The sequence below is a fragment of the Pantoea sp. SGAir0430 genome, assembly GCF_043549295.1.
In genome coordinates this window covers 1,922,663-1,942,895 of sequence record NZ_CP039427.1, presented here as the reverse complement: position 1 = coordinate 1,942,895, position 20,233 = coordinate 1,922,663, and the positions used below count along the sequence as shown (strand labels likewise).

The window sequence follows — 20,233 nt, the reverse complement described above, 5'->3', positions numbered from 1 at the left end:
CATTGCCGTACACCAATTAGGTCTGAGAACGAAAAGAGGTTAGCTGATGACAGATAAGCGCAAAGACGGTTCAGGTAAGTTGCTGTACTGCTCTTTCTGCGGCAAAAGCCAGCATGAAGTCCGTAAGCTGATTGCCGGGCCGTCAGTGTATATTTGCGACGAGTGTGTCGATCTGTGTAACGACATCATTCGCGAAGAGATTAAAGAAGTGGCTCCGCACCGCGAGCGCAGCGCGCTCCCGACGCCGCATGAGATCCGCCATCACCTTGACGATTATGTTATCGGTCAGGAAAAGGCGAAAAAAGTGCTGGCGGTGGCGGTATACAACCACTACAAACGTCTGCGTAACGGCGACACCAGCAACGGGATTGAACTGGGCAAAAGTAACATTCTGCTGATCGGTCCAACCGGTAGCGGTAAGACCCTGCTGGCGGAAACACTGGCGCGCCTGCTGGATGTGCCTTTCACCATGGCGGATGCCACCACGCTGACCGAAGCCGGTTATGTGGGCGAGGATGTGGAAAACATCATCCAGAAACTGCTGCAGAAGTGCGACTACGACGTACAGAAAGCGCAGCGCGGCATCGTGTACATCGATGAAATCGATAAGATTTCCCGTAAATCAGACAACCCGTCTATCACCCGTGATGTGTCAGGTGAAGGCGTACAGCAGGCGCTGCTGAAACTGATTGAAGGCACAGTGGCTGCCGTGCCGCCGCAGGGTGGACGTAAGCATCCGCAGCAGGAGTTTCTGCAGGTCGACACCTCGAAAATCCTGTTTATCTGTGGCGGTGCGTTTGCCGGCCTCGATAAAGTGATTTCACAGCGTGTTGAAACCGGCTCCGGTATTGGCTTTGGCGCGACCGTTAAAGGTAAATCGCAGAAAGCCAGCGAAGGCGAGTTGCTGTCACAGGTTGAGCCGGAAGATCTGATCAAATTTGGTCTGATTCCGGAGTTCATTGGTCGTCTGCCGGTGGTGGCGACGCTCAACGAGCTGAGCGAAGAAGCGCTGATCCAGATCCTGCGTGAACCGAAAAACGCGCTGACCAAGCAGTATCAGGCGCTGTTTAACCTGGAAGGCGTGGAGCTGGAGTTCCGTGACGAAGCGCTGACGGCGATTGCGAAGAAAGCCAACTCGCGTAAAACCGGGGCACGTGGTCTGCGTTCTATCGTAGAAGCGGCGCTGCTCGAAACCATGTACGACCTGCCATCAATGGAAGGCGTAGAGAAAGTGGTGATCGATGAGTCAGTAATCGAGGGGCAATCTGACCCGATGCTGATTTACGGTAAGCATGAAGCCCAGGCTTCTGGCGAATAAATAATCAATTACACCACGTTGTTATCTTAAAAAAGGGGAAAATGTTTCCCCTTTTATTTTTCTCACCTCTGTGACATTGAATGTCGTGCAAGCATCCCCATATACTCATAATCCTGTGGGTCTAACTGCATACAGCCTGTATCACGCGGTTCCCATCACCTGGCGGACATTAAACTAAGAGAGAGCTCTATGAATCCTGAGCGTTCTGAACGCATTGAAATCCCCGTGTTGCCGTTGCGCGACGTGGTGGTTTATCCGCACATGGTAATTCCGTTGTTTGTTGGTCGGGAAAAATCGATTCGTTGCCTCGAAGCGGCGATGGATCATGACAAGAAGATCATGCTGGTTGCCCAGAAAGAGGCTTCAACGGATGAACCTGGTATTAACGATCTCTTCGCGGTAGGGACCGTTGCTTCCGTACTGCAGATGCTGAAACTGCCAGACGGCACCGTTAAGGTGCTGGTGGAAGGTCTTCAGCGCGCACACATCACCACTTTAGCGGACAATGGCGACCACTTTGTTGCCCAGGCCGAATACCTGATCTCGCCGGAAATTGAAGAGCGCGAGCAGGAAGTGCTGGTGCGTACCGCCATCAATCAGTTTGAAGGCTACATCAAGCTGAACAAAAAAATCCCGCCGGAGGTGCTGACTTCACTCAACAGCATCGACGACGCGGCGCGTCTCGCCGACACCGTAGCGGCGCACATGCCGCTTAAGCTGGCTGACAAACAGTCAGTGCTGGAGATGTCCGACATCAATGAGCGTCTGGAATATCTCATGGCGATGATGGAATCGGAAATCGATCTGCTGCAGGTTGAGAAGCGTATTCGCAACCGTGTTAAAAAGCAGATGGAGAAAAGCCAGCGCGAGTACTATCTGAATGAGCAAATGAAAGCGATTCAGAAAGAGCTGGGCGAGATGGATGATGCGCCGGATGAATACGAAGCGCTGAAACGCAAAATCGACGCGGCGAAAATGCCGGCCGAGGCGCGCGAGAAGGCCGAAGCCGAACTGCAGAAGCTGAAGATGATGTCACCGATGTCAGCGGAAGCCACCGTGGTGCGCGGCTACATCGACTGGATGGTACAGGTTCCGTGGAACGCGCGCAGCAAGGTGAAAAAAGACCTGCGGAAAGCGCAGGAGACGCTGGATACCGACCATTACGGTCTGGAGCGCGTGAAAGACCGCATCCTTGAGTATCTTGCGGTGCAGAGTCGCGTCAGCAAAATCAAAGGGCCGATTCTGTGCCTGGTCGGACCGCCGGGCGTGGGTAAAACCTCGCTGGGACAGTCAATCGCTAAAGCCACCGGCCGTAAATATGTGCGTATGGCGCTGGGCGGCGTGCGTGACGAAGCGGAAATCCGCGGCCACCGTCGTACCTATATCGGGTCGATGCCGGGCAAACTGATCCAGAAAATGGCAAAAGTCGGCGTGAAAAATCCGCTGTTCCTGCTGGATGAGATCGACAAAATGTCATCCGATATGCGCGGCGATCCGGCTTCAGCGCTGCTGGAGGTACTGGATCCGGAGCAGAACATTGCGTTCAACGATCACTATCTGGAAGTGGATTACGATCTGTCAGATGTGATGTTTGTGGCTACCTCTAACTCCATGAACATTCCGGCTCCGCTGCTGGATCGTATGGAAGTGATTCGTCTCTCCGGCTACACCGAAGATGAGAAGCTCAACATCGCTAAACAGCACCTGCTGCCGAAGCAGATCGAGCGTAATGCGCTGAAAGATAAAGAGATCAGCGTTGACGACAGCGCCATTATCGGCATTATCCGCTATTACACCCGTGAAGCGGGCGTGCGTAGCCTGGAGCGTGAACTCTCCAAGCTGTGCCGTAAAGCGGTGAAAGCGCTGCTGATGGACAAAGCGAAAAAGAGCATCAAAATCAACGGCGAAAACCTCAAGGATTTCCTGGGTGTGCAGCGCTTTGACTACGGCCGTGCCGACAGCGAAAACCGTGTTGGTCAGGTCACCGGCCTGGCGTGGACCGAAGTGGGCGGCGATCTGCTCACCATCGAAACCGCCTGCGTGCCGGGCAAAGGCAAGCTGACCTACACCGGTTCACTCGGTGAGGTGATGCAGGAGTCCATCCAGGCGGCGCTGACGGTAGTCCGCGCCCGTGCGGAGAAACTCGGCATCAACGGTGACTTCTACGAGAAGCGTGACATCCACGTGCACGTACCGGAAGGAGCGACGCCGAAAGATGGTCCGAGCGCCGGTATCGCGATGTGTACCGCACTGGTCTCCTGTCTGACCGGTAACCCGGTGCGTTCGGACGTGGCGATGACCGGCGAGATCACACTGCGCGGTCAGGTACTGCCGATTGGTGGCCTGAAAGAGAAACTGCTGGCGGCGCATCGCGGCGGCATCAAAACCGTGCTGATCCCGGACGAAAACAAGCGCGATCTGGAAGAGATTCCACAGAACGTGATTGCCGATCTGTCGATCCATCCGGTGAAGCGTATTGAAGAAGTGCTGAGCCTGGCGCTGGAAAATGCCCCGTACGGGATGCAGGTTGCCACGGCAAAATAGTGATTAGCGACAAAAAGCGCTAAAAAGCGAAGCTGGCAGGCCAAATCGGGCTTGCCAGCTTTTTTTTGTGCCGCTAATTTAGGGGGCTGCTGGATCAACGATTAAGATGAATACCGTTGTTTCAGCTCCACAGGCTTGATATAACTGGCTGCGCGTTCGCACCGGGCGGGAAGCGCGGGTGCGAGTGAATAATAAAAGAGGGGATGAAGAGAGTGAATAAGTCACAGTTGATCGACAAAATTGCTGCAGACGCTGACATTTCTAAAGCGGCAGCGGGACGTGTGTTAGATGCATTCATGGGCTCCGTTTCTGACGCGCTGAAAGGCGGTGACGAAGTGGCACTGGTCGGTTTCGGTACCTTCTCTGTACGCGAGCGTGCTGCCCGCACCGGCCGTAACCCACAAACCGGTAAAGAAATCACCATCCCGGCTGGTAAAGTACCGGGCTTCCGTGCAGGTAAAGCACTGAAAGACGCCGTCAATTAATGACCGCTGACCTGTCCATCGAAGCATTTTCTTCCATGGATTGAGGACGAAAAAGGCGTTCTCATGTAACATACGGGCACATCATTTTTGATGTGCCTTTTTTTATCTTGATGCGCGACTTTAGCCGCTGGCTTCAGTCTCCGCATGGTTGCCAGCTGCCAGCCTGAACCGCAGCTGCACGATGATGACATCGTGTCAGAGCTTTACATCCACACTACAGCGGAGTGTTGTCATACCATGATGGACAATTTACGCGCGGCGTCGAACCATGTCGTGCTCAAGATCATTCTGGGATTGATCATCCTGTCATTCGTACTGACCGGGGTGGGCAACTACCTGATTGGCGGTAACAGCGATTACGCTGCCAAAGTGAACGGCCATGAAATTAGCCGCGGTGAGCTGGAACAGGCGTTTAATAACGAGCGCAACCGTCAGCAGCAGATGCTGGGCGACCAGTTCTCGCAGCTGGCCAGCAACGACGGCTACATGCAGCAGATGCGCCAGCAGGCGCTGTCGCAGCTGATCGATCAGGCGCTGCTCGATCAGTACATCAAAGATCTGCACATTGGCATCAGCGACGATCAGGTGAAGCAGGCTATTTTCAATCAGCAGGCTTTCCAGACCAACGGTAAGTTCGACAACGCGAAATACAACGGCCTGATCGCCAGCATGGGTTTCAGTGCCGATCAGTACGCCGAAGCGCTGCGCAAGCAGCTGGCGACGCAGCAGCTGATTAACGCCATCGCCAATACCGACTTCATGCTCAAGGGTGAAACCAGCAAGCTGGTGGATCTGGTCTCGCAGCAGCGTGAGATTCGTCAGGCGGTGATTGACGTTAATGCGCTGGCCGCGAAACAAACCGCCAGCGACGACGAAATCAATCAGTACTACCAGCAGCATCAGAGCCGCTTTATGGCACCTGAGCAGTTCCGCGTCAGCTATATCAAAATGGATGCGGCCAGTCTGCAGGAGAACGCCAGCGAAGCGGATATTCAGAGCTGGTACGATCAGCACAAAGCCGACTATTCACAGCCGCAGCGTAACCGTTACAGCATCATTCAGACCAAAACCGAAGCCGATGCCAACGCGGTGCTGGATGCGCTGAAAAAGGGCGAGGATTTCGCCACGCTGGCGAAGAGCAAATCCATCGACCCAATCTCTGCGCGTAAAGGCGGCGACATGGGCTGGCTGGAGCCGAACACCACGCCGGACGAACTGAAAAACGCCAACCTGACGCAGAAAGGTCAGCTGTCTGGCGTGATCAAGTCCTCAGTAGGTTTCCTGGTGGTGCGTCTGGACGATATCCAGACAGAGCAGGTTAAACCGCTGGCGGACGTGCACGATGCGGTGGCGGATAAAGTGAAGCAGGAAAAAGCCGTCGACGCCTTCTATAAGATGCAGCAGAAGGTGAGCGAAGCCGCCAGTAACGACAACGAATCCCTGGCGGGCGCCGCACAGGCATCTGGCCTGAAAGTGGTGGAAACGGGCTGGATCACCCGCGATAACGTGCCGGCCGATCTCGATTTCGATGCGGTTAAACAGGCGATCTTCAACGGTGGCCTGACCGGTCAGAACGGCGCGCCGGGCAACAACTCCGACATCATCAGCGTCGATGGCGACCGGGCGTTTGTGTTGCGCATCAGCGAGCACAAACCGGAAGCGGTTAAACCGCTTGATCAGGTCAAAGCGCAGATTGCCGACAGCCTGAAGCATGACAAAGCGACGCAGCAGGCCAAAGCGCAGGCAGACAAACTGCTGACCGAGCTGAAAGCGGGCAAACAGGACGCGCTGCAGGCGGCTGGCATGACGCTGAGCGCCAGCAAAACCGTCGATCGCAACGCCCAGGATCCGGTGGCACAGGCCGCATTCAACCTGCCACAGCCAGCGGATAACAAGCCGTCGTGGGGTGTCAGCGAAGATATGCAGGGCAACGTGGTGCTGGTCGCGCTGGATAAGGTCAGCGCGGGCAACATGCCGCAGGCGCAGATCGACGAAATGGTGAAAGGCGTGACGCAAAACAACGCGCAGATTGCCTTTGAAGCGCTGCTGGAAAACCTGCGTAAAGAGGCGAAGATTAAGTACGGCGCCGCCGCACAAAACCAGTAAGCCTCACAAAAAAAGGTAAACTGCTGCAATACCGAAAGGCCGCTTCTGCGGCCTTTTCCATTTCTGATCATCGCCTTTTGAGTGGGTTTCTCGCTTGTGCCACCCTGCAGTGGCTGTCAAACACAAGGAGAAACACAGCATGGTTAAATCAACATTTCGTGCCTTATGCATCACGCTGGCGCTGGGCGGCGCGTTCTGGACCAGCGGACTGGCGGCGGCGGAAAGCCCCAGTGAAACGCAGGCGACGCAGGTGTCCACGCCGCAGCAGGAACAGGTCAGCATCAATCAGGCCACGGCCGAGCAGCTGGCCGCCGCCATGAACGGTATTGGACTGAAAAAAGCGCAGGCAATTGTCAGCTATCGTGAGCAGTACGGGCCCTTCAGCGCCATCGAGCAGCTGAAAGAAGTACCGGGTATTGGCAGTGCGCTGGTGGAGCGGAACAGCGCGCGGCTGAAATTGTGAAGCGGCTCGCGACTCTGAAGGATTGCTAAAGCGGCCCATCAGGCTGTGCTATGCTCAACAGGTCCAACCAGTTGTCATTCACAGCCTGAACAGGAGCAATCATGCAAACCACCATCAAAGTGCGCGGCTATCATCTTGACGTCTATCAGCATGTGAACAATGCGCGCTACCTGGAGTTTCTGGAAGAGGCGCGCTGGCAGTGGCTGGAAGATGCCGATGCCTTTCACTGGCTGCTGGAGCAGCAGCTGGCGTTTGTGGTGGTGAATATCAACATTAACTATCGTCGTCCGGCGGTGCTGGGCGACGTGCTGCACATAGAGAGCGAGGTCTCGCAGCTCAACGGCAAAAGCGGCATTATTTTACAGCGGGTGGTGCTGGCGGGTGATAACACGCTGGTGGCGGATGCGGCGCTGACCTTCGTCTGCATCGATTTGCGCACGCAAAAAACCGTGCCGCTGGAAGGGGAGTTACGTGAACGCCTGGCGGCATTGATGACCGCGACTTCCTGAGCTGGCATGCCCAGAAAGCACGCCAGCCCGCAGCGCGGCCGCAATCAGCGCAGGCCGCTTTTCTGTTTCATCGCCGCCATCACGCTGGCCGCATTGGCCTGGTAATCGGCCAGACCGCGTGCGCGCAGGTGGCAGGCCGCGCACTCACCACAGCCGTCGCCTTTAACGCCGTTGTAGCAGGTTAGCGTCTCCGAGCGGACCAGCGGCAGTTGCTGCCAGTAGTCCGCCAGCGCCCAGGTTTCTGCTTTATTCAGCCACATCAGCGGCGTTTCAAAACGCACGTCGCGCGCCATGCCGAGAGTGACGGCGTTGTTCAGCGCTTTGACAAACTCGTCACGGCAATCCGGGTAGCCGGAAAAATCGGTTTCACACACGCCGGTGATCACCGCTTCGGCTTCCACCTGATAAGCATAAATTGAGGCCAGCGTCAGAAACAGGATGTTACGTCCCGGCACGAAGGTGCTGGGCAGGCCGCTGGCCTGTGGATTGTAGGCCGGCACCGGAATGTTATCGCGCGTCAGGCTGCTGACCGCCAGTTCATTGAGCAGCGTTACGTCCAGCACTTTGTGCGCCCGCGCGCCCAGCTGGTGCGCCAGCTCTGCGGCGACGCTGATCTCTTCGCGATGGCGCTGACCATAATCAAAGGTCACACAGTGCACTTCATCATACTGCTGCAGCGCCTGAATCAGACAGGTGGTGGAGTCTTGTCCGCCACTGAATACGACAACGGCTCGTTTCATGTTTTCTTCCCCATAAATCAGTGCGCCTATGGTACTGGCTCTGGCGCGGGCTGAACAGCACCGCCTGCGGCAGGCGGCGGGATCCAGGCGCGGGTGAAATCGAACCAGCCCATGCTGTTAAGCTGAATACCTTCGACGCCTGGCGGAGCAAACACCTGGTAGCGATAGTTAAACAGCGGCAGCAGATGGCCGTCGCGCATCAGCTGCTGAAACAGCTGATGAATCGCGGCGCTGCGCAGTGCCGGACTGGCCTGACGGGCGATAGCGTGCAGCGGTGCCTGCAGTACCGCCGGACGCAGCGGTTGCCAGACCGCATCATTTTCCAGCCAGTTCACCAGGGTAAACTGCGGCGCATCACCAATCAGACGGTCGCCCATGATGATGTCGGCGTCACTCAGATCGATGTCATCGCGCCAGCTTTTGACGTCGTGAAATACGCAGGTGAGGGTACAGCCCTGTGCCGCCAGCAGCGGCACCAGCGCCTGCGCCATGACGTGCAGTTCGATGGGCAGGTGATAATGTAGCGTCAGCGTTGCGGGCAGTGTGCCTTCCGGGCGGTGTGGGGCGGGCAGCGGCCAGCCGGGCAGCAGCTCTGCGGTTGGCGTAATTAAGCCTTCATCCAGCGGCAACTGCTGAATGACGCCGCTGTGCTGAATCAGCGCGAGCAGCGTTTTGGCCTGCGCCTGGCTGAAGCGAGCCGAGAAACGCGGCGCCAGGTAACAGAAACCGAGACTGATGCTGCGATCCACCGGCCGCAGCGTGTCCAGCTCGTCGGGATCGCCAATGGCGATCTGCACCGGATGGCGACAGCTGGTGCCCAGCCCGCGATCGAACAGCTGCGGCGTAATCCAGTATTCCACCACCTGAATCAGCGGACGCTGATGGTGCCAGCGCGCATGGCTCTCCAGCCGCACCAGCTCGCGGGTAAAGTGCGTCAGGCGCCACGGTCCGCTGCCGGTATCGGCATGCTCCGGATGCGGCAGCAGGCAAAACTGATGCGCCAGCCGCTGCGGCAGCCAGTAATCGCTGGTGCGTAGCCGGATACGCAGCGCCAGCGGATGTGGCGCATCGATGTGTTCCACCGCCGCCAGCAGGCGGCCGCCCTGCGGCGTCTGCATGATACGTTGCAGCTGCTGGACCAGCTGTGCCGCCTGCACCGGTTCGTCGTTGTGCCAGCTGAGCAGCGGCCGCAGCCAGAAATACCATTCGCGGCCCTGCGCATCGTGCTGCCAGTGATGTGCCAGATCGCCCTCGACATCATCCGCGTTAAAGCGCGTCAGGCCGGAAAAAATCTGGCGTACCAGATGCTGCTCGGCGCGTCCGGTGAGCTGCAGCGGATCCAGCGCCTCCATCGCGCGATAATAGGGAATGCGCAGCACCGGCGCCTGATTCTGCCACTGGCCGCCCATCAGTGGGCGCAGCATTGTCACCAGCCGTTCAGGCGCGACATCCAGTACCTGCAGTGCCTGTACCGCTTCACCGGCTGCCAGCTGCTGGCTGAGCAATTGCTGACGCAGCTGTTCGGGAGAGAGCAGAAAGCGCAGTTCGCCCTGTTTACCGCGTCCCGCCGCACCGTGCCACTGCAGCCAGCCCGCCTGCTGCCACTGCCGCAGCAGGGTACGCACGTGGCGCTCGCTGCAATAGCAGTGCTGCGCCATGGCCGCAACGCTGATGCGCTGCGCTTCGCCCTGGCTAAGCTGCCACAGGCGCTGAAACTGATTAACCCGATGAAGCTGTCGCATGATTAAACCCGGAACAGTTTTTTGAAAGTATTCACTATTAGTTCCGTAATTACCAGGCGATAGTAAACCCCTCATTCAGACCGGAGAGTTGCTATGGCCCGCCTCGCGGCATTTGATATGGACGGTACACTGCTGCTGCCTACCCACCGTTTAGGTGCGGAGACGCTGCAGAGCCTCAACGCCCTACACCAGCGTGGCGTTACACTGGCGTTTGCCACGGGGCGTCACCTGCTGGATATGCAGGCAGTACGCCAGCAGATCACCTTGCCCGCCTGGCTGATCACCGGTAACGGCACGCGCATTCACGATGTCGAGGGCAGGCAGCTGTACGGCTGTGATTTAGCGCCGTCGGTGGCGGAAGAGGTATTGCACAGTCACTGGCAAACTCCCGCATCGATCCACATCTTTAATGACGAAGGCTGGTTTACCGATAAACCGCTCCCGGGATTGCTGGAAGCGCACGCGATGAGCGGGTTTCACTATCAGCTGCGTGATTTACGCCGCATGCCGGCACATGAAGTCACCAAGATCTGCTTTATCGCGCCGTACGAGATGCTGCTGGCGCTTAAGATTGAACTGCAACAGGCGCTCGGCGATCGCGCCAGCCTGTGCTTCTCCGCCAGGGAGTGTCTGGAAGTTTTACCGTTGGATTGCCACAAAGGCGCCGCGCTGGCGCGGCTGTGCCAGCATCTGTCTCTGTCGCTGGCGGATTGCATGGCATTTGGCGATGCGATGAACGACCGCGAAATGCTGGAGCGCGTCGGGCGTGGTTTTATCATGGGCAACGCCATGCATCAGCTCAAAACCTCGCTGCCCCATTTACCGATTATTGGCCATTGCGAGACACAGGCGGTGTCTCACTACTTAAATCACTGGATGACCACACCACACCTCGATTATTCCCCCGAATGCTGAGGCTTACAGTGAACCGGACAGGATGTCCGGTTTTTTATTGCAGCTCGCGCTGCCACGCCTGAATATCGCCGATCTGCTCAGCGACCCACTGCGGATTGTAATAGGTATCCGGATAGCGCTCGCCGCTGTCACACAGCAGCGTGACCAGCGCGGCGGACTGCCCCTGCGCACGCAGCCGTTTTGCCACCTGCAGCATGCCCCAGAAATTGGTGCCGGTAGAGGCGCCCGGACGCCGGCCGAGAATCTGCTCCAGCCTTAACATGGCCGCCACGGTGGCGCCGTCGGGCACTTTCATCATTTCGTCAATCACATCCGGTAAAAACGACGGCTCAACGCGCGGGCGACCAATCCCCTCAATCAGGCTGCCACGCTCGCTGCGCAGCGTGCGATCGCGGCTGTGCCAGTAATCGAAAAACACCGAGTGTTGCGGATCGACCACCAGCAGGCGCGTGTCGTGGCCCTGATAGCGGATGTAGCGCCCCAGCGTAGCCGAGGTGCCGCCGGTGCCGGCGCTCATGATCAGGGTGTGCGGCACCGGGAAAGGTTCGTGCGCCATCTGGCGGAAAATGCTTTCGGCAATATTGTTGTTGCCGCGCCAGTCGGTAGCGCGTTCGGCGTAGGTAAACTGATCCATAAAATGGCCGTTGAGTTCACGCGCCAGACGCTCGGATTCGCTGTACAGCTGGCACGGATCGGCGACGAAGTGGCACTCCCCGCCGTAAAAGCGGATCAGCTCGATTTTGCGCCGCGCAGTGCTGGCTGGCATCACGGCGATAAACGGCAGGCCGAGCAGACGGGCAAAATAGGCTTCCGACACCGCGGTGCTGCCGGAGGAGGCTTCGATGATCGGCGTGTTTTCGCCAATCCAGCCATTGGCCAGACCATAGAGAAACAGCGAACGCGCCAGGCGATGTTTCAGGCTGCCGCTTGGATGGGTGCTTTCATCCTTAAGATAAAAGCGAATGCCGGGGAAATCGTCCAGCGTAAAACGGATCAGGTGCGTATCAGCGGAGCGCTGAAAGTCGGCGTTAATTTCATTGATAGCGTGGCGAACCCAGGGCGTTTGCATGGTGCGATTCCGGCAGCGAGATTGCGCTCAGTGTAAGGCACTGGCAGGAAAAAGAGGTTGCTAAAATTTGGTTATAATTGGCAAATAAGAGAAAATTTTTCTCCTGAGGTGGCGAATGCTAGATAAAACTGACCGCACACTGCTGGCGCTGCTGCAAAAAGACTGCACGCTGTCGCTGCAGGCGCTGGCCGATGCGGTGAATCTCACCACCACGCCGTGCTGGAAACGCCTGAAAAAGCTGGAAGATGATGGCATTATTCGGGCGCGCGTCGCGTTGCTGGATGGTGAAAAGCTCGGCCTGTCGCTCACCGCCTTTATGCTGATCAAAACCCAGCAGCACAGCAGCGACTGGTTTCAGCAGTTTGTCGCGGTGGTACAGCAGATGCCGGAAGTGATGGCCTTCTACCGCATGGCGGGCGAGTACGACTACCTGCTGCGCATTCAGGTGGCCGATATGAAGAGCTACGACGCGTTTTACAAGCGTCTGGTTAACGGCGTGCCGGGACTGATTGACGTCACCTCCAGCTTCGCTATGGAAGAGATTAAATACACCACCGCCTTGCCGGTAGCGCCCTGAACGGGCATCACAAGAGATTGTTTTGTGCGATTATTCAGCCAGTTAAGTTGGTATTTTTTGCGCGAGTGGCGGCGCTATCTGGGCGCCATCAGCTTGCTGATTATCATTGCGCTGCTGCAACTGCTGCCTCCGCATCTGGTCGGCGTGATTGTCGACGGCGTGACCCAGCACAGCCTGACGCGCGGCGAAATTTTTCTGTGGATCGGCGTGATGCTGGTGACCGCAGTGATTGTCTATTTGCTGCGCTACGTCTGGCGCGTGCTGCTGTTCGGCGCCTCTTACCAGCTGGCAGTGGAGCTGCGCGAAGATTTTTACCGCCAGCTTAGCCGCCAGCATCCGGCGTTTTACCTGCGCCACCGTACCGGCGATCTGATCGCGCGCGCGACTAACGATGTCGATCGCGTGGTGTTTGCCGCGGGTGAAGGGGTGCTGACGCTGGTGGATTCGCTGGTGATGGGGCTGGTCGTGCTGGCGGTAATGAGCGTGCAGATCAGCTGGGAGCTGACGCTGCTGGCGCTGATTCCTATGCCGATTATGGCGCTGGTGATCCAGAAAGACGGCGCGCGCCTGCATCAGCGCTTCAAAGTGGCGCAGGCGGCGTTCTCCAGCCTGAACGATCAAACGCAGGAGAGTCTGACCAGCATCCGCATGATCAAAGCCTTTGGCCTGGAAGATCATCAGTCGAGCCAGTTTGCGGATATCGCCAGCGACACCGGCCGCAAAAATCTGCACGTGGCGCGCGTCGATGCGCGCTTCGATCCCATCATTTATATCGCCGTGGGCTTTTCGAATCTGCTGGCGATTGGCGGTGGCGGCTGGATGGTGTGGCACGGTTCACTGACGCTCGGGCAGCTCACCAGCTTCGTCATGTACTTAGGGCTGATGATTTGGCCGATGCTGGCGCTGGCGTGGATGATTAACATCGTCGAGCGCGGCAGCGCGGCGTGGAGCCGTATTGGTGCGCTGCTGGCGGAAGCGCCTGCGGTTGAGGATGGTCAGCAGCCACTGCCGGCGGAAGCGGGCGTGCTGCAGGTGGCGATCCGCGCCTTCCACTATCCGGCGAGCAGCGCGCCGGTGCTGAGCGACGTGCATTTCCAGTTACAGCCCGGGCAGATGCTTGGGCTGTGCGGGCCTACCGGCTGCGGCAAAAGCACGCTGCTGAGCCTGATTCAGCGCCATTTTGATATCGATCAGGGCGAGATTTGCTATCACGCCATTCCGCTACCGCAACTGCGGCTGGACAGCTGGCGCAGCCGGCTGGCGGTGGTCAGTCAGACGCCGTTCCTGTTTTCCGATACCGTTGCGAATAACCTGGCGCTGGGCCGCCCGGAGGCAACGCAGGAAGAGATCGAGCGCGTGGCGCAGATGGCCTGCGTGCACGATGACATACTGCGTCTGCCGCAGGGGTACGCTACCGAAGTGGGCGAGCGCGGCGTCATGCTCTCTGGCGGGCAGAAACAGCGCATCGCCATTGCGCGTGCGCTGTTGCTCAACGCGGAGATTCTGATCCTCGACGATGCGCTGTCGGCGGTTGATGGCCGTACCGAACATGAAATCCTGCATAACCTGCGCCTGTGGGGCAAAGGGCGCACGCTGATCATCAGCGCGCATCGGCTGTCGGCGCTGACCGAAGCCAGCGAGATTCTGGTATTGCAGCAGGGCGCAGTGGCACAGCGCGGCGATCACGATACGCTGGCGGCGCAGCCGGGCTGGTATCGCGATATGTATCGCTATCAGCAGCTGGAAGCCGCGCTGGATGAGGACGAGTCAGAACAGGGAGCCGACCATGGCTAAATCGCAACGCTTATGGCCAACGCTGAAACGCCTGCTGGCCTACGGTAAACCGTGGCGCAAATCGCTGTGGTTGGCCGTCGGCATGCTGTGGATCGCTGCTGCTGCCGAAGTCACCGGTCCGGTGCTGGTGAGCTATTTTATCGATAACCTGGTGGCCAAACACCAGATGCCGTGGGGCATCGTGGCCGGGCTGCTGGTGGGTTTTGTGCTGCTACAGCTGCTGGCAGCGGGTCTGCACTATTTCCAGGCGCTGCTGTTTAACCGCGCGGCGATTGGCGTTGTGCAGCAGCTGCGTGTCGACGTGATGAATGCGGCGCTGCGCCAGCCGCTCAGTGCCTTCGATACCCAGCCGGTGGGACAGATTATTTCGCGCGTCACCAACGACACCGAAGTGATCAAAGATCTTTACGTCACGGTGGTGGCCACTGTGCTGCGCAGCGCTGCGCTGATTGGCGCGATGCTGGTGGCGATGTTTGCACTCGACTGGCGTATGGCGCTGGTGGCGCTGGTGATTTTCCCGCTGGTTTTAACGGTGATGCTGATCTATCAGCGCTACAGCACGCCGATTGCGCGCCGCGTACGTAGCTATCTGGCCGAGATCAATAATGGTTTTAACGAAGTGATTAACGGCATGAGTGTGATCCAGCAGTTTCGCCAGCAGGCGCGCTTCGGCGAGCGCATGGGCGAAGCCAGCCGTTCACACTATCTGGCGCGGATGGAGACGCTGCGGCTGGACGGCTTTTTGCTGCGTCCGCTGCTCAGCCTGTTTTCTGCACTGATATTGTGCGGTCTGCTGATGTTGTTCAGCTTTGCCACGCCGGGCGTGTTTGAGGTTGGCGTGCTTTACGCCTTTATCACTTATCTTGGCCGCCTTAACGAGCCACTGATCGAACTCACCACGCAGCAGTCAATGCTGCAGCAGGCGGTGGTGTCGGGCGAGCGTATTTTTGAACTGATGGATGCGGCGCAGCAGGGCTACGGCAGTGACGCTCAGCCGCTGGCTTCCGGGCGTATCACCCTGCGCGATGTCAGCTTTGCCTACCGCGACAACCGCGACGTGCTCAGCCATATCAACCTCGAAGTGCCGGCGCGCGGCTTCGTGGCACTGGTCGGCCACACCGGCAGCGGCAAAAGCACCTTAGCCAATCTGCTGATGGGCTACTATCCGGTGACGCGTGGCAGCATTGAGCTGGATGGCCGCCCGCTGCGCCAGCTGACGCACGATGCGCTGCGCGGCAGCGTGGCGATGGTGCAACAGGATCCGGTGGTACTGGCCGATACGCTATTGGCCAACGTGCGCCTGGGACGCGATATCAGCGAAGAGGACGTGTGGCGTGCGCTGGAGAAGGTGCAGCTGGCACCGCTGGCCCGCGCGATGCGCGACGGTATTCATACCCGGCTCGGTGAGCAGGGGAACACGCTGTCGGTCGGGCAGAAGCAGCTGCTGGCGCTGGCGCGCGTGCTGGTGTCGCTGCCGCAGATTCTGATCCTCGATGAGGCCACTGCCAATATCGACTCAGGCACCGAGCAGGCGATTCAGCAGGCGCTGCGCACGCTGCGCCAGCACAGCACGCTGGTGGTGATTGCTCACCGTCTTTCCACCATCACCGAAGCGGATCAGATTCTGGTGCTGCACCGTGGTCAGGTGGTCGAACGCGGTACGCACACCGAACTGCTGGCGCAGCAGGGCCGTTACTGGCAGATGTACCAGCTGCAGCAGGCTGGCGATGAACTCGCGGCGGGCATACCCGCAACAGCAGAAGGGTGATTTGCACCTTTTTTGCGCAGATTTATCGGAATGTTCTGTATTGATGCACTCCTTTGAGGCCGCAAGCACCAAAGGAGTGCAGCAAAGCCCCACCTTTCTGTTTTTCCGAATGAAAACCTTGCCCGTTACGCCATATCGGAGCGCGATACTCTGCGCCCGGCAGCCTTAGCGCCCACTTTTGCCATTTGTGGCACAGCCTTTGCTTAACTCTCTGCGTGTCCGCGAAGACTCACCTATTTTTATATCCGGAGGGGAACGTATGAAGCTGGTTACCGTGGTAATCAAACCATTTAAGCTGGAGGACGTGCGTGAAGCCTTATCCTCCATTGGCATTCAGGGCCTGACCGTGACCGAAGTGAAAGGCTTCGGTCGTCAGAAAGGCCATGCAGAACTGTACCGCGGTGCCGAGTACAGCGTTAACTTCCTGCCAAAAGTAAAAATCGATATTGCGATTGCGGACGATCAGCTGGATGAAGTGGTGGATGTGATCAGCAAAGCCGCGTACACCGGCAAAATTGGCGACGGCAAAATTTTCGTCGCGGAACTGCAGCGCGTGATTCGTATTCGTACCGGCGAGACCGACGAAGCAGCACTGTAACTGGGGCTCTGAATTGTGATGGGATGGAAAGAAATGAATAAAGTAATGACTAAGTTGGGCCTCACCAGCCTGGCGCTGTTACCGTCTCTTGCGATGGCAGCTGCGCCTGCCGTAGCGGATAAAGCCGATAACGCGTTTATGATGATTTGTACCGCGCTGGTACTGTTCATGACAATTCCCGGCATTGCCCTGTTTTACGGCGGCCTGATTCGCGGCAAAAACGTGCTGTCGATGCTGACTCAGGTCGCGGTGACGTTCGCGTTAGTATGCGTACTGTGGATCGTCTACGGCTACTCGCTGGCGTTCAGCGAAGGCAATGCCTTCTTCGGTAACTTCCAGTGGGCAATGCTGAAAAATATCGAGCTGAAAGCGGTGATGGGCAGCTTCTATCAGTACATTCACGTGGCGTTCCAGGCTTCCTTCGCCTGTATCACCGTGGGGCTGATTGTTGGTTCGCTGGCTGAGCGTATTCGCTTCTCTGCGGTACTGATTTTCGTGCTGGTGTGGCTGACGCTGGCCTATCTGCCTATCGCACATATGGTGTGGGCTGGCGGCTTCCTGGCACAGGATGGCGCGCTGGACTTCGCTGGCGGTACCGTGGTGCACATCAACGCCGCCGTTGCCGGTCTGGTTGGTGCTTACCTGGTAGGCAAGCGTGCTGGCTTCGGTAAAGAAGCGTTCAAACCGCATAACCTGCCGATGGTGTTTACCGGTACCGCGATTCTGTACGTTGGCTGGTTCGGCTTCAACGCCGGCTCTGCGTCTTCCGCGAACGAAATCGCGGCGCTGGCCTTCCTGAATACCGTGGTGGCCACTGCGGGTGCCGTGCTGTCGTGGGTGTTCGGTGAGTGGGCGCTGCGCGGTAAGCCTTCACTGCTGGGTGCGTCTTCTGGCTTCATCGCCGGTCTGGTTGCCATCACGCCAGCCTGTGGTTATGTCGGCGTCGGCGGCGCACTGATTATCGGTCTGGCCGGTGGCCTGGCAGGTATCTGGGGTGTGACCACGCTGAAGAAATGGCTGCGCGTTGATGACCCGTGTGATGTGTTCGGTGTGCACGGCGTGTGCGGTATCCTCGGCTGTATCCTGACCGGCGTGTTTGCCTCCTCTTCACTGGGCGGCGTAGGCTACGCGGAAGGCGTGACCATGGGCCATCAGGTTTGGGTGCAGCTGTTCAGCTGTGGCCTGACCATCGTCTGGTCTGGCGTAGTAGCCTTCGTGGGCTTCAAGCTGGCAGATATGATTGTTGGCCTGCGCGTACCGGAAGAACAGGAACGTGAAGGTCTGGATGTGAACAGCCACGGCGAGAACGCTTACAACCAGTAAGTGCCGGCTGGCAGAAGAGCAGTGCGCTATAACTATAATGATGAGAAAGGGGCGAGATAATCGCCCCTTTTTTTATGCTTCGCGCTGACGCATCACCCCTTCCTGCACCGTCGTCGCCACCAGCGTGCCGTCCTGGCTGAAGAACTCACCGCGCACGAAGCCGCGCGCGCCGGACGCTGAAGTGCTTACCACGCTGTACAGGAGCCACTCCGAGAGATCGAATGGACGGTGGAACCACATGGAGTGGTCAATCGTCGCCACCTGCATATCCGGCTCAAGGAAGCCTTTGCCATGCGGCTGCAGCGCGACCGGCAGAAAGTTGAGATCGGAAGCGTAGCCCAGCAGATATTGGTGAATGCGGCGATCGTCCGGCAGCTGGCCATTGGCACGCACCCAGACCTGGCGCAGCGGCTCATCAACGTGGCCTTTCAGCGGATTGTGGATCTGCACCGGACGGATATCCAGCGGGCGCTCGGCGAGGAATTTTTCTTTCAGCTTGAGCGGCAGGTGCGCAGCCAGTCGGTGGGCGAGATCCTGCTCGGAGGGCAGGTTATCGGGTCCCGGCACCTGCGGCATGCTGTTCTGATGCTCGAAGCCATTTTCCGGTGCCTGAAAGGAGGCGGTCATGTAGAAGATCGGCTGACCGTTTTGTACGGCGCTGACGCGGCGGGCGCTGAAGCTTTTGCCGTCGCGCAGGGTTTCCACATCGTAAATAATGGCTTTCTGGCTGTCGCCCGGGCGCAGAAAGTAGCTGTGGAAGGAGTGAATGATACGGGCTTCCGGCACGGTTTGTTTTGCCGCATACAGCGCCTGTCCCACCACCTGGCCGCCAAACACCTGGCGCAGGCCGAGATCTTCACTCTGGCCGCGAAACAGGCCCTCTTCCAGTTTTTCCAGATTCAATAAATTAAGCAGGTTGTGCAGTGCCTGGCTCATAACGGATTCCTCAGTGATGCCAATGGCGTCAGTGTGAAAGATCCGACCAGTTTGCGCAACGCTTTTACCCGGTTTTCAGCAGGATGGCGGGGCTTCAGGCGCAAAGGGGATTTTTGTGCCAGAATTAACAGCAATCGGCGGTGGAAAACCCAGCCAATAAATTTACCGCCGACAATCATAGTGTTCATAAGGAGACGACATCGATGAAACTCTGGCATGTAATTAGCGGTATGACACTGGCGGTGGCAATCACAGGCTGTGCCGATCACAGTAAACCCGTGCCGACGCCAACTTTAGGCGCCAGCGTGGCCGGGCAGCCGTCGGCGATTGCCCAGCCGAACGTAAGCGGTTCCGTCTATATTCGCCAGCGTATTGCGCTGCCGCCGGATGCGGTGCTGACCGTGACGCTGGCCGATGCGTCACTGGCGGACGCGCCGTCCAAAGTGCTGTCACAGCGTGTGGTTCGCACCGAGGGCAAACAGGCACCGTTCCAGTTTGTGCTGCCCTTTAACCCGGCCGATATCCAGCCGAACGCGCGCATTTTGCTGAGCGCAGCGATCACCATCGACGGCAAGCTGGCGTTTATCACCGATACGGTGAAACCGGTGATTAATCAGGGTGGAACGAAAGCGGAACTGCTGCTGGTACCGGTGACCAATATGGCGATGCCAACCCAGCCGGGCGCTGCTACCACGGTGCCTTCGACGTCGCCAACCCAGGTTACGCCGTCAGCCTCCGTGCCGGCACCAACCAGTCTGTAAGTTGAAACGGGAGACAGCGCGTTACGGCAGCTGCGCCAGAATGGCACTGCAGAAAGTAAAGGCGCTGTCTCGTCCCTGATCGCTCGGCACACGCCATCCCTGGCGTGTGACGCTTTACTTTCTGCAGTGCCATTCCCGCGCCTTAAAGGGAGTGCGGCCTGTCAGCATTAATACTCCCAGCGATACTTCGCCAGTTCAATTTCTCCCGCATCACTCACTTCAATACCTTCGGCTTCCAGTGCATCGCGCTGACGAAAAAGATCATCGCCCTGCAGCGAAATACGACCATGACGATTAATCACGCGGAACCACGGCAGTTTGCTGCCTGGCGGCAGGCGCCGCAGCACGCCGCCCACCTGACGTGCGGCACGCGGTGAACCGGCCAGCAGCGCGACATCGCCGTAGGTCGTCACTTTACCGGCAGGAATAGCGGCAACAATTTGCCAGACGCGCTCGGAAAAATTGCTCTGTTCACTCACTGACGCACCTCGTCTGCGGGAAAAGCGCCACTTTAGCATGCGATTGCGGCTATCAGCAGGGTTTTGCCGCCGGCCTGTTCAAGAAACCAACGGTTGCCCGGCCTGC

18 protein-coding genes are annotated in these 20,233 nt (G+C 58.1%); 13 read left to right on the top strand and 5 right to left on the bottom strand.

What is annotated here, in order from left to right; genetic code table 11:
• Positions 1 to 46 precede the first annotated feature (46 nt).
• From clpX to E7738_RS09405, 6 genes are all read left to right on the top strand, one after another.
• Complete coding sequence (gene clpX, locus E7738_RS09430; protein WP_021507186.1) at positions 47 to 1,318, top strand: ATP-dependent protease ATP-binding subunit ClpX; 1,272 nt, start codon at positions 47 to 49, stop codon at positions 1,316 to 1,318.
• Between the two features lie 189 nt (positions 1,319 to 1,507).
• Complete coding sequence (lon, locus tag E7738_RS09425; protein WP_394516308.1) at positions 1,508 to 3,862, top strand: endopeptidase La; 2,355 nt, start codon at positions 1,508 to 1,510, stop codon at positions 3,860 to 3,862.
• Positions 3,863 to 4,074: 212 nt separating this feature from the next.
• Positions 4,075 to 4,347 (top strand): nucleoid-associated protein HU-beta, encoded by a 273-nt coding sequence (gene hupB, locus E7738_RS09420; RefSeq protein WP_014606441.1) that lies wholly within the window; start codon positions 4,075 to 4,077, stop codon positions 4,345 to 4,347.
• A gap of 237 nt (positions 4,348 to 4,584) precedes the next feature.
• The gene (gene ppiD, locus E7738_RS09415) at positions 4,585 to 6,453 is read left to right on the top strand and encodes a peptidylprolyl isomerase (RefSeq protein WP_394516307.1); all 1,869 of its coding nucleotides are present in this window, start codon (positions 4,585 to 4,587) and stop codon (positions 6,451 to 6,453) included.
• A gap of 139 nt (positions 6,454 to 6,592) precedes the next feature.
• The gene (locus tag E7738_RS09410) at positions 6,593 to 6,916 is read left to right on the top strand and encodes a ComEA family DNA-binding protein (RefSeq protein WP_238561129.1); all 324 of its coding nucleotides are present in this window, start codon (positions 6,593 to 6,595) and stop codon (positions 6,914 to 6,916) included.
• Positions 6,917 to 7,017: 101 nt separating this feature from the next.
• Entirely contained in the window at positions 7,018 to 7,425 is a 408-nt protein-coding gene (locus E7738_RS09405; protein ID WP_166719923.1) for an acyl-CoA thioesterase, read from the top strand.
• A 44-nt stretch (positions 7,426 to 7,469) separates the two neighbouring features.
• On the opposite strand, the gene queC is transcribed toward E7738_RS09405, so the two are convergent.
• Both queC and E7738_RS09395 read right to left on the bottom strand, forming a co-directional pair.
• A complete protein-coding gene (gene queC, locus E7738_RS09400; protein ID WP_058757956.1) occupies positions 7,470 to 8,165 on the bottom strand; it encodes a 7-cyano-7-deazaguanine synthase QueC in 696 nt (231 codons plus the stop codon).
• Positions 8,166 to 8,191: 26 nt separating this feature from the next.
• Complete coding sequence (locus E7738_RS09395) at positions 8,192 to 9,907, bottom strand: SgrR family transcriptional regulator (protein ID WP_394516306.1); 1,716 nt, start codon at positions 9,905 to 9,907, stop codon at positions 8,192 to 8,194.
• A gap of 93 nt (positions 9,908 to 10,000) precedes the next feature.
• Here E7738_RS09395 and cof point away from each other — a divergent pair, with 93 nt between their 5' ends.
• Positions 10,001 to 10,822: an HMP-PP phosphatase gene (cof, locus tag E7738_RS09390; RefSeq protein ID WP_058775233.1), complete on the top strand. Its 822-nt coding sequence runs from the start codon at positions 10,001 to 10,003 to the stop codon at positions 10,820 to 10,822.
• A gap of 34 nt (positions 10,823 to 10,856) precedes the next feature.
• On the opposite strand, the gene E7738_RS09385 is transcribed toward cof, so the two are convergent.
• The gene (locus E7738_RS09385; RefSeq protein ID WP_021507195.1) at positions 10,857 to 11,891 is read right to left on the bottom strand and encodes a PLP-dependent cysteine synthase family protein; all 1,035 of its coding nucleotides are present in this window, start codon (positions 11,889 to 11,891) and stop codon (positions 10,857 to 10,859) included.
• Between the two features lie 115 nt (positions 11,892 to 12,006).
• On the opposite strand from E7738_RS09385, the gene E7738_RS09380 reads away from it, so the two are divergent.
• From E7738_RS09380 to amtB, 5 genes are all read left to right on the top strand, one after another.
• Entirely contained in the window at positions 12,007 to 12,468 is a 462-nt protein-coding gene (locus E7738_RS09380; RefSeq protein ID WP_021507196.1) for an Lrp/AsnC family transcriptional regulator, read from the top strand.
• 24 nt (positions 12,469 to 12,492) lie between these two features.
• A complete protein-coding gene (locus E7738_RS09375) occupies positions 12,493 to 14,262 on the top strand; it encodes a SmdA family multidrug ABC transporter permease/ATP-binding protein (RefSeq protein WP_058775236.1) in 1,770 nt (589 codons plus the stop codon).
• Positions 14,255 to 16,030, top strand: a complete 1,776-nt coding sequence (locus E7738_RS09370; protein ID WP_127833758.1) for a SmdB family multidrug efflux ABC transporter permease/ATP-binding protein — start codon at positions 14,255 to 14,257, stop codon at positions 16,028 to 16,030. The genes E7738_RS09375 and E7738_RS09370 overlap by 8 nt, the downstream gene beginning before the upstream one ends.
• A 259-nt stretch (positions 16,031 to 16,289) precedes the next feature.
• Positions 16,290 to 16,628 (top strand): P-II family nitrogen regulator, encoded by a 339-nt coding sequence (gene glnK, locus E7738_RS09365; RefSeq protein WP_007886947.1) that lies wholly within the window; start codon positions 16,290 to 16,292, stop codon positions 16,626 to 16,628.
• Positions 16,629 to 16,661: 33 nt separating this feature from the next.
• Positions 16,662 to 17,951, top strand: coding sequence for an ammonium transporter AmtB (amtB, locus tag E7738_RS09360; protein WP_021507199.1), 1,290 nt, complete (start codon positions 16,662 to 16,664; stop codon positions 17,949 to 17,951).
• Between the two features lie 72 nt (positions 17,952 to 18,023).
• Here amtB and tesB read toward each other — a convergent pair whose 3' ends face one another.
• Positions 18,024 to 18,887 (bottom strand): acyl-CoA thioesterase II, encoded by an 864-nt coding sequence (gene tesB, locus E7738_RS09355; RefSeq protein ID WP_058757950.1) that lies wholly within the window; start codon positions 18,885 to 18,887, stop codon positions 18,024 to 18,026.
• 203 nt (positions 18,888 to 19,090) lie between these two features.
• On the opposite strand from tesB, the gene E7738_RS09350 reads away from it, so the two are divergent.
• Entirely contained in the window at positions 19,091 to 19,648 is a 558-nt protein-coding gene (locus E7738_RS09350; RefSeq protein WP_021507201.1) for a YbaY family lipoprotein, read from the top strand.
• 167 nt (positions 19,649 to 19,815) lie between these two features.
• On the opposite strand, the gene E7738_RS09345 is transcribed toward E7738_RS09350, so the two are convergent.
• Entirely contained in the window at positions 19,816 to 20,127 is a 312-nt protein-coding gene (locus E7738_RS09345; protein WP_021507202.1) for an MGMT family protein, read from the bottom strand.
• Between the last annotated feature and the right edge of the window lie 106 nt (positions 20,128 to 20,233).

What these genes read in the sequence shown, in the direction of transcription:
- clpX (WP_021507186.1), top strand. Translation starts at nt 47, where the DNA reads ATGACAGATAAGCGCAAAGACGGTTCAGGTAAGTTGCTGTACTGCTCT.
- lon (WP_394516308.1), top strand. Translation starts at nt 1,508, where the DNA reads ATGAATCCTGAGCGTTCTGAACGCATTGAAATCCCCGTGTTGCCGTTG.
- ppiD (WP_394516307.1), top strand. Translation starts at nt 4,585, where the DNA reads ATGATGGACAATTTACGCGCGGCGTCGAACCATGTCGTGCTCAAGATC.
- E7738_RS09410 (WP_238561129.1), top strand. Translation starts at nt 6,593, where the DNA reads ATGGTTAAATCAACATTTCGTGCCTTATGCATCACGCTGGCGCTGGGC.
- E7738_RS09405 (WP_166719923.1), top strand. Translation starts at nt 7,018, where the DNA reads ATGCAAACCACCATCAAAGTGCGCGGCTATCATCTTGACGTCTATCAG.
- queC (WP_058757956.1), bottom strand. Translation starts at nt 8,165, where the DNA reads ATGAAACGAGCCGTTGTCGTATTCAGTGGCGGACAAGACTCCACCACC.
- E7738_RS09395 (WP_394516306.1), bottom strand. Translation starts at nt 9,907, where the DNA reads ATGCGACAGCTTCATCGGGTTAATCAGTTTCAGCGCCTGTGGCAGCTT.
- cof (WP_058775233.1), top strand. Translation starts at nt 10,001, where the DNA reads ATGGCCCGCCTCGCGGCATTTGATATGGACGGTACACTGCTGCTGCCT.
- E7738_RS09385 (WP_021507195.1), bottom strand. Translation starts at nt 11,891, where the DNA reads ATGCAAACGCCCTGGGTTCGCCACGCTATCAATGAAATTAACGCCGAC.
- E7738_RS09380 (WP_021507196.1), top strand. Translation starts at nt 12,007, where the DNA reads ATGCTAGATAAAACTGACCGCACACTGCTGGCGCTGCTGCAAAAAGAC.
- E7738_RS09370 (WP_127833758.1), top strand. Translation starts at nt 14,255, where the DNA reads ATGGCTAAATCGCAACGCTTATGGCCAACGCTGAAACGCCTGCTGGCC.
- glnK (WP_007886947.1), top strand. Translation starts at nt 16,290, where the DNA reads ATGAAGCTGGTTACCGTGGTAATCAAACCATTTAAGCTGGAGGACGTG.
- amtB (WP_021507199.1), top strand. Translation starts at nt 16,662, where the DNA reads ATGAATAAAGTAATGACTAAGTTGGGCCTCACCAGCCTGGCGCTGTTA.
- tesB (WP_058757950.1), bottom strand. Translation starts at nt 18,887, where the DNA reads ATGAGCCAGGCACTGCACAACCTGCTTAATTTATTGAATCTGGAAAAA.
- E7738_RS09350 (WP_021507201.1), top strand. Translation starts at nt 19,091, where the DNA reads ATGAAACTCTGGCATGTAATTAGCGGTATGACACTGGCGGTGGCAATC.